9 protein-coding genes are annotated in these 11,650 nt (G+C 71.8%); 1 reads left to right on the top strand and 8 read right to left on the bottom strand.

The window, feature by feature from the left end; genetic code table 11:
* Nucleotides 1–6 precede the first annotated feature (6 nt).
* Nucleotides 7–1,023, bottom strand: coding sequence for a PLL family lectin (locus IH25_RS0111275; RefSeq protein ID WP_030606868.1), 1,017 nt, complete (start codon nucleotides 1,021–1,023; stop codon nucleotides 7–9).
* A 72-nt stretch (nucleotides 1,024–1,095) separates the two neighbouring features.
* Between IH25_RS0111275 and IH25_RS0111270 the strand changes: the two genes are divergently transcribed.
* A complete protein-coding gene (locus IH25_RS0111270; protein WP_030606866.1) occupies nucleotides 1,096–1,488 on the top strand; it encodes a PIN domain-containing protein in 393 nt (130 codons plus the stop codon).
* Between the two features lie 10 nt (nucleotides 1,489–1,498).
* Here the strand turns inward: IH25_RS0111270 and IH25_RS0111265 are convergent, their stop codons facing one another.
* The 7 genes from IH25_RS0111265 to IH25_RS0111235 form a co-directional block, all read right to left on the bottom strand.
* Complete coding sequence (locus IH25_RS0111265) at nucleotides 1,499–2,974, bottom strand: ArnT family glycosyltransferase (RefSeq protein ID WP_030606864.1); 1,476 nt, start codon at nucleotides 2,972–2,974, stop codon at nucleotides 1,499–1,501.
* A gap of 71 nt (nucleotides 2,975–3,045) precedes the next feature.
* Nucleotides 3,046–4,557 carry an amino acid permease gene (locus IH25_RS0111260; RefSeq protein WP_030606862.1) on the bottom strand — a complete coding sequence of 504 codons (1,512 nt, stop codon included), beginning with the start codon at nucleotides 4,555–4,557 and terminating at the stop codon, nucleotides 3,046–3,048.
* Nucleotides 4,558–4,698: 141 nt separating this feature from the next.
* The gene (gene dxs, locus IH25_RS0111255; protein ID WP_030606860.1) at nucleotides 4,699–6,618 is read right to left on the bottom strand and encodes a 1-deoxy-D-xylulose-5-phosphate synthase; all 1,920 of its coding nucleotides are present in this window, start codon (nucleotides 6,616–6,618) and stop codon (nucleotides 4,699–4,701) included.
* A gap of 157 nt (nucleotides 6,619–6,775) precedes the next feature.
* Nucleotides 6,776–8,089, bottom strand: coding sequence for a sugar ABC transporter permease (locus IH25_RS0111250; RefSeq protein WP_030606858.1), 1,314 nt, complete (start codon nucleotides 8,087–8,089; stop codon nucleotides 6,776–6,778).
* A complete protein-coding gene (locus IH25_RS0111245) occupies nucleotides 8,086–8,886 on the bottom strand; it encodes an ATP-binding cassette domain-containing protein (RefSeq protein WP_030606855.1) in 801 nt (266 codons plus the stop codon). Before IH25_RS0111245 ends, IH25_RS0111250 begins: the two co-directional genes overlap by 4 nt.
* A gap of 199 nt (nucleotides 8,887–9,085) precedes the next feature.
* Entirely contained in the window at nucleotides 9,086–10,195 is a 1,110-nt protein-coding gene (locus IH25_RS0111240) for a substrate-binding domain-containing protein (protein WP_030606852.1), read from the bottom strand.
* Nucleotides 10,196–10,328: 133 nt separating this feature from the next.
* A complete protein-coding gene (locus IH25_RS0111235; protein ID WP_030606849.1) occupies nucleotides 10,329–11,528 on the bottom strand; it encodes an ROK family transcriptional regulator in 1,200 nt (399 codons plus the stop codon).
* Nucleotides 11,529–11,650: the final 122 nt, after the last annotated feature.

The raw sequence follows: 11,650 nt of genomic DNA, 5'->3' as shown, positions 1-11,650 counted from the left end.
GCGTGTTCAGGATGCCCGCCACGCCTCCAGCGCCAGTCCCGGCTCGTCCTTGCGGCGGGTCAGCAGGAGCTGCCCCGTCGAGGGGGACAGCGTGGCCGCCACCACCCGGTCCGTCTCGTCCGTCGCGAGGGACACCAGCGCGTCCAGCGGCAGTTCGGGGCCCGACTCGGCCCACCAGGCCCCCGCCGGCTCCTGCTCGGTCGGATAGGCGGCGAAGGCGACCCGGCGGCTCGCCGTGCGCTGTGCCAGCAGCGTGCAGTCGTGCCCGTCCAGGTCGCAGCGGACCGCCGAGACCGGGCCGGGGCCCGCGGCGGGCAGCAGCGTGGCCGGCTTGCCGCCGGGCCGCCAGGCGCACAGGGTGTCGTCGGTGTCGGTGTAGAAGACCGTCGTGCTGTCCGGGGAGGTGGCCAGGGCGCGCAGGGTGCCCGGACGGACCGGGGTACGGAGGGTCTCCTGGAGCACGGGCACGGCACCCGGCGACTCCTGACGCCAGTACAGCAGGCCGTCGGGTACGGCCGCGTACAGCTCGACCGTGCCGGACGCGGCGGTGACCGCGGCCAGTCGGTCGTGCACCTCGCCGCCCCCGAGGTCCCGCCAGGGGCCCCAGCCGCCCTTCTCCTTCTGGCCGAGCATGCTCACGCCGCCGCCCTTGTTCCGGACGAACACATGGGCGCGGCCCTGAGCGTCGACCGTGACCGCGGGGGTGCCGGTGCGCTCGCCGGTCTTGTCCGGGTGGCCGATCGGCTGCCAGTCCAGGGCGGCCAGGTGCGGGCGGAAGTGCGTGGAGTGCACCAGTCCGGATTCGCCCTTGACGGTGGGCCGCCAGGAGACCAGATGGGCATAGCGGTCGGCGCCCTGACCGATCGCCAGGACGGGGTGCAGTTTCTGCTCGCCGCCCATCCTGCGGGGGGCGGACCAGGGGCCGCCGGGGCCGCGCTCCGCCCGGCACAGGACGGCGTCGCCCGACAGCTGGTACACACTGAGCCGGCCGTCGCGGCCGCGGAGGAGCCAGTCGCCGTTCACCGGTTCACTTTAAGCCGCCGCGTACCGGACACGGGGCACGGCCCCCGGCTCGGGCCGTGGGACCCTTGCGGTATGACCGATCCCTTCGACGCCCCGCCCTCCCCCGCCCCGCCGCTCGTCATCGTGGACGGCGCGAACGTGGTCGGATCGCGGCCCGACGGCTGGTGGAAGGACCGCAAGGGGGCGGCCGAGCGGCTGCGGGACCGGCTGGCCGGCGAGGGCCTGCCCGGGCACCCGGGCCCGGTGGAGATCGTGCTCGTGGTCGAGGGCGCGGCCCGGGGCGTGGCCTCGGTGCCGGGCGTGCGGGTGGAGTCGGCACCGGGCAGCGGGGACGACCACATCGTGGAACTGGCCGCCGCCGATCCCGGCCGCCCCCGCCTGGTGGTGACCGCCGACCGCGAGCTGCGCCGCCGGGTGACGGAACTGGGCGCGCGGGTGGCGGGACCGCGTACGGTCCTGGGCTGAGCCGGGCCCGCTACGGCGCCGCGCCGGGCGGTCCCGGTGCGCGGGCGTACAGGACCGCGCCGTCCACCCGGGCGGCCTCCGTGTAGCCGCTCGCGAGCAGGGCGCGCAGGGTGGGCAGGCGGGCGGGGGCGTACGGCTTGCCGCGGGAGTCGTCGACGATCAGGGCGGGCGCGTGCGTGGCCAGCTCGCGGCGGAAGACGGGCCAGGCGCCGGGGACGGCGTACGCCTCGCCGACCCGGGAGCCGTCCCGGCCGCCGCTGTAGTTGGTGAGCAGCCCCGCGGTGAGGTAGCGGGTGGCGGGGGTGCGGCCGGCCAGCCAGTACGTCTCGGGGTGTATCCCCCACACCAGGACCCGGTCGCCGGGTGCCGTGCGGTGGGCGACGGCCGCCGCCAGCCGTTCGGCGTGCGCGAGTTCGGGGCGCGGGGCGAGAAGGCCCCAGCCGACGAAGAGGGCGCAGGCGCAGCCGGAGGTGAGGACGGCGGTCAGGTGCCGCCGTGGCCGTCCCGGCCGGGCGTGCAGCGCGGCGGTGGCCAGCAGGGCGAGCGGCGGGAGGAGTTGCAGGTAGTAGTGGCCGAAGAAGTGGCAGCCGGCGGCCACGGCGACGGCCGAGGAGGCGAGCCACATCCACAGCCACCCCTCGGCCACCCGGGCACGGCCGTCGCGCAGGGCCCGCGCGAGGGGCGAAAGGAGCCCCGCCGAGGCCGCCGCGAGGAGCGCGGTGTTGGCCAGCGCGCGGCCGAGGATGTGGCGCGCGGAGCCGGACAGACCGGCGTAGGCGGCGGAGCCGGTCACCGTCCAGAACAGGAAGCCGGCCGGGTCCGTCAGCAGCGCCGCGCCGAGCACGGGGGCGGCGAAGGCGGCCGTGAGCCGGGGCAGGCTTGCCCGGACGGCACCGCGCCGGTGCAGCAGCCAGAGCACCGGCAGCAGGACGGCGCCGCCGGTCTGCTTGGTCAGGAAGGCGGCCGCGACGGCGGCTCCGGCCGCGCCCCAGCGCCCCCGGTCCGCGCACCACACGGCGGCGGCCGTCCAGGGCAGTATGAACACCTCGAAGCCGGCGGCCTGCGCGTCCTCCGGGTTCAGCCCCACCGACACCAGCAGATACAGCACCCCGGCGGTGCGGCCCGCCCTGTCGCCCCAGTGGCGGCGGGCCAGGGAGGCCAGTGTCACGGCGGTGAGCAGCTGGGCGAGGACGGCGAGGATCCGCAGCGGGGTCAGGGAGCCGGAACCGCACAGCGCGAACGCGGCCTCGTACAGCCAGGGCAGCAGCGGCGGTTTGCGGTCCACCACCGTGTCGTAGAGCTGCCCGCCCTGGGCGAGCAGCCGGGCCTCGACGGCGAGGTAGCCCTCGTCGGGGTTCCACAGCGGGCGGACGAAGGAGGGGAGCCGGGTGGCGCAGGCCAGCGCGGCCAGCAGGGGCAGCAGCCGGGTCCAGTACGCCGTCCGGGTGATCGCGGTCCGGGCGGGGGCGAGTGGGGCGGCGGACATGATCCGCACGCTATCCGGAGTCCTGGCGCCGGACGGCGAAGGACATACGGGACCGGGAGCGGCGACCGGGGTCAGGCGGGCGGGCGCGGGGGCTGGCCGGCCGGGGTGTGCCCGCGCGGGGCGAGCCGGCTGTGCGAGCGGCCGTAGAGGAAGTAGACGACGAAACCGATCAGCATCCAGATCGCGAACCGCAGCCAGGTCTCCGCGGGCAGGTTCAGCATCAGCCACAGGGAGGCGAGCACGGACAGCACCGGGACCAGCGGGACCAGCGGGGTGCGGAAGGCGCGGGGCAGGTCGGGGCGGGTGCGACGCAGGATGATCACGCTGAGCGCGACCACGGCGAAGGCGAAGAGGGTGCCGATGTTGACCAGTTCGGCCAGTTCGCTGAGGCTGGTGAAGCCCGCCACGACCGCGATGACGACGCCGAGCAGGATGGTGGACCGGTAGGGGGTGCGGAATTTCGGGTGGGTCTGGGAGAAGAACCGGGGCAGCAGCCCGTCGCGGCTCATCGCGAAGAACACCCGGGACTGGCCGAGCAGCAGGATCATGCACACGGTGGTCAGTCCGACCGCGGCGCCGAAGCTGATCAGGCCCGCGAACCAGGGGTGCCCGGTGGTCTTGAACGCGTCGGCGAGGGGCGCCTCCACGGACAGCGAGCTGTACTTCTGCATGCCGGTGACGACGATCGACACGGCGACGTACAGGGCGGTGCAGATGACGAGGGAGCCCAGGATGCCGCGCGGGACGTCGCGCTGCGGATTGCGGGTCTCCTCGGCGGCGGTGGCGACGACGTCGAAGCCGATGAAGGCGAAGAAGACCACGGAGGCGGCGGTGAAGATGCCCATGACCCCGAAGTGCGAGGGGGCCCACCCGAACATCAGCTGGACGAGCGGCGCCTTGAGGCTGCCGCCGGCCGTGGCGGGCTGCTCCTTGGGGATGAACGGGTCGTAGTTGGCGCCCTTGACGAAGAAGGCGCCCGCGATGATCACGATGAGGACGACGGCCACCTTGATCCCGACGACCACCGAGGTGACCCGCGCGGACACCTTCATGCCGACGACGAGGATGGCGGTGAGCAGCAGGACGAGGGCGGCGGCGAGGATGTCGAAGCCGAAGCCGGTGGCGCCGTCCCGTCCGCCGAGCGCCTCGGGCAGGTGCCAGCCCCAGTTGTCGAGCAGCGAGTGGATGTAGCCGGACCAGCCGACGGCGACCACCGCCGTGCCGAGCGCCAGCTCCAGCACCAGGTCCCAGCCGATGGTCCAGGCGGGGAGTTCGCCGAGCGAGGCGTAGGAGAAGGTGTAGGCGGAGCCGGCGACCGGGACCGTGGAGGCGAACTCGGCGTAGCAGAGGGCGGCGAGCGCGCAGACGGCGCCGGCCATGACGAAGGACAGGGAGACCGCGGGGCCGGCGGTGTTCTTGGCCGCCGTACCGGTGAGGACGAAGATGCCGGTGCCGATGATCACGCCGACGCCGAAGACCGTCAGGTCCAGGGCGGACAGTGACTTCTTGAGCGCGTGCTCGGGTTCCTCGGTGTCCTGGATGGACTGCTCGACGTTCTTCGTCCGGAACAGCGTGCTGCTCACGAACCCACCTCCCACGCTTGCCGGCCTCGACATGATCGAGAGGGCCGGTGGTACGGGTTTGACCCGCACAGGCAGGTTCACGCAAACAGGCCGGTTCCGCCACCGGGGGAAGAGGCGGGACCGGCCTGTCGGGGGCGCTCGCTAGTCGCGCGCGGGCTCCACGGCGTCGGCCGGGCGTTCGAACCGGCCGTCGAGCTTGGCGACCAGGCCGGTGACCTGGCGGGCGATGTCCGGCGCGGTCAGGCCGATCTCGGTCATGACCTCGGCGCGGGAGGCGTGGTCGAGGAAGCGCGGCGGGATCCCGAAGTCGCGCAGCGGCACGTCCACGCCCGCGTCCCGCAGGGCCTGGGCGATCGCGGAGCCGACACCGCCGACCCGGCTGTTGTCCTCGACGGTGACGACGACCCGGTGCCGTTCGGCCAGCGGGGCCATGGCCTCGTCGACGGGCTTGACCCAGCGCGGGTCGACCACGGTGGTGGAGATGCCCTGCTGGTCGAGCAGGCCGGCGATCTCCAGGCACATCGGGGCGAGGGCGCCCACGGACACCAGCAGCACGTCGGGGCGGTCGGTGCCGGGCTCGCGCAGTACGTCCATGCCGCCGACCCGGCCCACGGCGGGCACGGCGGGGCCGACGGCGCCCTTGGAGAAGCGCACCACGGTCGGCGCGTCCTCGACGGCGACGGCCTCGCGCAGCTGGGCCCGCACCTGGTCGGCGTCGCGCGGCGCGGCCAGCCGCAGCCCGGGCACCACCTGGAGGATCGACATGTCCCACATGCCGTTGTGCGAGGCGCCGTCGGTGCCGGTGATCCCGGCCCGGTCCAGTACGAAGGTCACCCCGCACTTGTGCAGGGCCACGTCCATGAGGACCTGGTCGAAGGCGCGGTTGAGGAAGGTGGCGTACACGGCGAAGACCGGGTGCAGCCCGCCGTAGGCGAGGCCCGCCGCGGAGACGGCGCCGTGCTGCTCGGCGATCCCGACGTCGTAGACCCGGTCGGGGAAGCGCTTGGCGAACTTGTCCAGGCCGACCGGCTGGAGCATGGCGGCGGTGATCGCGACGATGTCCTCGCGCTCCTCGCCGAGCCGGACCATCTCCTCGCCGAAGACCGAGGTCCAGTCGGCGCCGGAGGAGCTGATCGGCAGCCCGGTGTCCGGGTGGATCTTGCCGACGGCGTGGAAGCGGTCGGCCTCGTCCTGGAGGGCGGGCTGGTAGCCGCGGCCCTTCTCGGTCAGGCAGTGCACGATCACCGGGCCGCCGAACCGCTTGGCGCGGGCCAGCGCGGACTCCAGCGCCTCGATGTCGTGGCCGTCGATCGGGCCGACGTACTTCAGGCCCAGGTCCTCGAACATGCCCTGCGGGGCGATGAAGTCCTTCAGCCCCTTCTTGGCGCCGTGCAGGGTCTCGTACAGCGGCTTGCCGACGACCGGGGTGCGGTCGAGGATGTCCTTGGTGCGGGCGAGGAAGCGCTCGTAGCCGTCGGTGGTGCGCAGGGTCGCCAGGTGGTTGGCGAGGCCGCCGATGGTCGGGGCGTAGGAGCGCTCGTTGTCGTTGACGACGATGACGAGCGGGCGGTCCTTGGCCTCGGCGATGTTGTTCAGCGCCTCCCAGGCCATGCCGCCGGTGAGCGCGCCGTCACCGATGACGGCGACGACGTGGTCATCCCGCCGGCGCAGCTGGTTGGCCTTGGCGATGCCGTCGGCCCAGCCGAGCACGGTCGAGGCGTGGCTGTTCTCGATGACGTCGTGCTCGGACTCGGCCTGCGCCGGGTAGCCCGACAGGCCGCCCTTCATCTTCAGCCGGGAGAAGTCCTGCCGGCCGGTGAGCAGCTTGTGCACGTAGGACTGGTGGCCGGTGTCCCACAGCACCTTGTCCTCGGGTGAGTGGAAGACCCGGTGCAGGGCGATGGTCAGCTCCACCACACCGAGGTTCGGACCGAGGTGGCCGCCGGTCTTGGAGACAGCGTCGACGAGGAAGGTACGGATCTCCTCTGCCAGCTGGTCCAGCTCCTCCAGGCTGAGCCGGTCCAGATCGCGCGGTCCCCTGATGCGGGTCAGCAGCGGCACCCGTGCCTCCTTGAACTAGAGCTGATCGAGCTGTTGCCGGGCTCGCCCGAGTCTAATGCCGGGCCCGGCGGGCACCCCGAAGGGGCGCGGTAGGCCGCGCGACCGGCCACGACGGGCCGGTACGCGGTCCTTCCGCGCCCCTGGGGCAGGCGTGACCTCAGGCGCGGCCCGCGGTCTTCTGCGTCTTGCGCGTGATGGAGTCGATCACGACGGTGGTCAGCAGAACGGCGGCGGTGATCATGTACTTCACCGGCTCCGCGATGGACTGGAGCTGGAGACCGTACTGGATGGACACGATCACCAGCACGCCGAGCAGCGCGTTCCAGGTCCGGCCGCGCCCGCCGAAGAGCGAGGTGCCGCCGATGACGGCCGCGGCGATGGCGTTCATCAGCAGGTCGCCGGTGCCGGCGCTCTGGTTGGCCGAGGCGATCTTCGAGGCCAGGAACAGGCCGCCGATCGCGGCGAAGCCGCCGGAGATCGCGAAGACGGAGATCCGCACCGCCGTGACGTTGATGCCCGCGCGCCGGGAGGCCTCGACGCTGCCGCCGAGCGCGAAGATCTTGCGCCCGTAGGTGGTGCGCCGCAGCAGGAAGTCGGTGGCGACCAGGAACACCAGGAAGACCACCGTGGCCAGCGGCAGGCCCTTGTACTGGTTGTACATGTAGGCGGCGGCGAAGGCGACCACGGCCAGCAGCACCGTGCGCAGCACCGTGTCGCTCAGCGGCCGGGCCGGGATGCCGGCGGCCTCGCGGCGCCGGTTGCCGAGGAAGGAGGTGAGGAAGAACACGGCGACCACGAGCACGGCGAGCCCGTAGGCCGCGGCGATGTCGGAGAAGTAGTACGTGGTCAGCTTGGCGACCAGTCCCTCGCCGTCCAGGTTGATCGTGCCGTCCTCGCCCAGCACCTTCAGCATGAAGCCGAGCCAGAACAGCAGGCCGGCCAGCGTGACGGCGAAGGCGGGGGCGCCGAGCACCGCGAAGAAGAAGCCGTGCAGCGCGCCGATGGCGAGACCGGCGACGACGGCGAGGAGGACGGCCGCCCACTCGGGCCAGCCCTGGTTGACCGCGAGGACGGCCATCAGGGCGCTGGCCGCGCCGCTGACCGAGCCCACCGACAGGTCGATCTCGCCGAGCAGCAGCACGAAGACGATGCCGACGGAGATCATGCCCGTGCCGACCATCGTGATCGTCACGTCGTTGATGTTCTGCGCGGACAGGAAGTTGGAGTTCAGCACCTGGAAGATCACGCAGATGATCGCCAGGCCCACGATGACCGGCAGGGAGCCCAGCTCGCCGGCCTTCATCTTGCGCTTGAACTCGTTCCAGTAACCGAGCAGGCCCTCTTCCTGCACCAGCAGGCGCGGGTCGACGGCGGTGACCGCCGCGGCGGCGGCCTCGGGGTTCTCGACCGGGGTCGCGTCCTGCGCGGACGTCGTGCCGGAGTCGGTGGCGGAGGTCTTGTCGATGCTCACTGGGAAGCCTCCCCGTTCGCGCTGGACGTGCGGGCGGCACGGCGGGTGACGGCATTGTCGGTGGCGCCGGTGATGGCGGAGATGATCTCCTCCTGCGAGGTCGTCTTGACCTCGAAGACGCCGTTGTTGCGGCCGAGGCGCAGGACGGCGACCTTGTCGGCCACCGCCTTCACGTCCGCCATGTTGTGACTGATGAGGATGACGGCGTGGCCGCGCTCGCGCAGCCGCTCGACCAGGTCGAGCACCTGGGCGGTCTGCTCGACGCCGAGGGCGGCGGTGGGCTCGTCCAGGATGACCAGCTTGGGGTCGCCGAGCATGGAACGGGCGATGGCCACGGTCTGGCGCTGACCGCCGGAGAGCGAGGCGATCGGGATACGGACGCTGGGGATGCGGATCGACAGCGTGGTGAGCAGCTCGCGGGCGCGGCGCTCCATCTCGACCTCGTCCAGCACGCCCCACTTCCTCAGCTCACGGCCGAGGAAGAGGTTGCCGACGACATCGATGTTGTCGCACAGCGCGAGGTCCTGGTAGACCGTCGCGATGCCCAGCGCCTGGGCGTCGTGCGGCTTGCTGATCGACACGGGCTTGCCATCCCATTCGATGACACCCTCGTCGATGGGGTGGACGCCGGCGATCGTCTTGACCAGCGTGGACTTTCCGGCGCCGTTGTCGCCGACCAGGGCGACCACCTCACCGGCGTGGATCTCGAGCTCTACGTCGGTGAGCGCCTGAACGGCACCGAACCGCTTGGAGACCCCGCGCAACGCCAGCACGGGCGTAGCGGACACGTGAACCATCTCCTTCGCCGCCTGACCCGGCGGGAGGTTGTGCAGAAGTTTGGGGGGAAAGAGTTCCGTCCGGCGCCCCGGGCCGAGCTCGCGGGGCTGGATGAAATGCGCCGGGGCGCCGGAGGAGAGGGGGTGCGGCCGGTCGTCGTCCGCGCCGCGGGCGTTCAGGGATCGAACGCCCGGCGGCCGGGAAGGGACCGGGTGCCGCCTACTTGTTCAGGCCGAGCTTGTCGCAGGCGGCCTTGTACTTGCCGGAGCAGATCTCGTCGACGGTGTAGATGCCGTCCTTGATCACGGTGTCCTTGATGTTCTCCTGCGTCAGGGACACGACCGGGACCAGCACGGACGGGACGTCCTTGGCGCTGGCGCTGGAGACCTTGTCCTTGGCGATGGAGTCCAGGCTCTCGCCCTTGGCGAGCGCGACGGCCATCTTGGCGGCGGTCTCCGCCTCCTGCGGGTACGACTTGTACACGCTCATGTACTGGTCGCCGGTGACGATGCGCTGCACACCGGCCAGCTCGGCGTCCTGGCCGGTGACCGGCACCTTCAGACCGGCGGCCTTCAGGGCGGTGATGATGGCGCCGGCCATGCCGTCGTTGGCGGAGTAGACGCCCGCGATGTCCTTCTTGCCGACGGCGGAGATCGCCGCCTCCATCTCGGAGTTGGCGTTGTCCGGCGCCCACTCCTTGGTGTCGTACTCCTTGGCGATGGTGACCTTGCCGTCCAGGACGGAGTGCGCGCCGTCCTTGAACTGCTTGGCGTTGGGGTCGGTCACCGAGCCGTTGATCATGACGATCTTGGAGGACTTGGTGGCCTTGCCGCCCAGCGCCTTCAGCAGGGCCTCGCCCTGGGTCTTGCCGACCTGGACGTTGTCGAAGGAGGTGTAGGCGCTGATCGGGCCCTCGGCCAGGCGGTCGTAGGCGACGACCTTGATGCCCTGGTCCACGGCCTTCTTGACGGAGTTCTGGATGGCCTTGGCGTCCACCGCGTCCACGATCAGGACGTCCACCTTGTTGGTGATCATGGTGTCGACCTGCTGCGCCTGCAGGTTCGCGTCCTGGCGGGCGTTGTTGTACTCGACCTTGGCCTTGCCGTTCGTCAGCTCGCCGATCGTCTTCTCGATCAGCGGCCGGTCGAACTTCTCGTACCGCGCGGTCTTGTTCTCCGGAAGGAGCAGACCGACCGTGATGTCGTCGCCCTTCTTGGGGGCCGACGCGGAGGAAGAGTCGTCGTTGCCCTTCGACTCCTTGGCGCTGCCACAGGCGGCCAGCGAGACGGCCATCGCGCCGGCGGCGACGACAACGGCGGCACGACGCATACGTGCGTTCACTTGAGAAACCTCCCTGACGAGGCCGCGTCGTTGCGGCCGAGGTGGCTGGAAGTCAACTCGGCCACACGTGCGACGTCAAGAAGTAAATCCTTAACGAGATGGCAACGGTGCCATCCGTTCTCTAAGTGAAGGCAGGCGCCGTGACCTGCAGGGCGCCGTCCAAAAGGGTGGAATCACCCATCTCGCTGAGAGCGAGGGCGAGCGCGCCCAGCACCTCGGCCCGGCCGCCAAGTGCCCCGGGGAGAACGGACAGTTGACGGGCGGCGCTGGGGATGGCGTAGCGGCCGACGGACTCCCTGATCGGCCCCAGCACCAGCTCGCCGGCCTCGGCCAGGTCGCCGCCGAGGACCACCCGGCTCGGGTTCAGCAAGTTGCAGAGATTGGCCACTCCGCTGCCGATGTGGCGGCCGACGTCGGCGATCACCCGGCGGCAGCCCGGGTCCCCGTCCCTGGCCAGCCGGACGATGCCCTCCATGGTCAGGTCGGGGCCGTGGCTGGGCTGGAGCAGCGGGAGCACATAGCGCGCCGCCGCGAAGGTCTCCAGGCAGCCGCGGTTGCCGCAGCGGCAGACCGGGCCGGACTCGTCCAGGGTGATGTGCCCGATCTCGCCGGCCGTGCCGCCCGGGCCCCGGTAGATCTTGCCGTCGATCACCAGACCGGCGCCGACACCGCTGGCGACCTTGATGTAGGCCAGGTCGCGCACGCCCTTGCCGCTGCCCCAGACCAGCTCGCCGAGGGCGCCGAGGTTGGCGTCGTTGTCCACGTGCACGGGTACGCCGAGCCGCTCGCGCAGCTCCTCGGCGGGCTTGGTGCCGCCCCAGCCGGGCAGGATCGCGGTGGAGCCGAGGGTGCCGGACTCCACGTCGATCGGGCCGGGCACGCCGAGGCCGACGCCGGCCACCTTGGTCCGGTCCACGCCGGTCGCCGCGACGAGGCGGTTGACCAGCTGTTCGGCCCGGTCGAAGCCCTGGTCGGCGGAGGCGTCGACGTCCAGCGGCTCGGCCTCCTCGGCGAGTACCTGGTGGGCGAGGTTGCCGACCGCGACGCGCAGATGGGTGTGCCCGAAGTCGACGCCGATCACGATGCCGGCGTCCCCGCTCAGGCTGACGCTGCGGGCCCGCCGCCCGCCCGCCGACGTGGGGGTGACCTCGACGGTTCCGCCGTCCTTCAGCTCCCGCACGATGTTGGAGACGGTGGCTGCGGACAGCCCGGTCGTCCGCGCGATCTCCGCCTGGGTGAGGGACCCGGCCAGTCGTACGGCCCGGACCACCCGCTCCAGGTTGGCTCGGTGCAGTGACGACTGCGACCCTGGAGTCTCCACGACGACCTCCTGAGCGCGGGGCCGCTTCGGCGAGGCCCCGTGTATGTCCAACTAGTGAACTCTAAGCTGAGCCGTTCGGGGCGACTCACGTCAAGAGGTTGAACCGTTTCCGGGCAGCCCGG

Origin of the sequence: Streptomyces achromogenes subsp. achromogenes (genome assembly GCF_000720835.1) — a bacterium.
GTDB lineage: Bacteria > Actinomycetota > Actinomycetes > Streptomycetales > Streptomycetaceae > Streptomyces > Streptomyces achromogenes.
The sequence above is the reverse complement of the archived record's forward strand: the minus strand, read 5'-3'. Positions and strand labels throughout refer to the sequence as shown.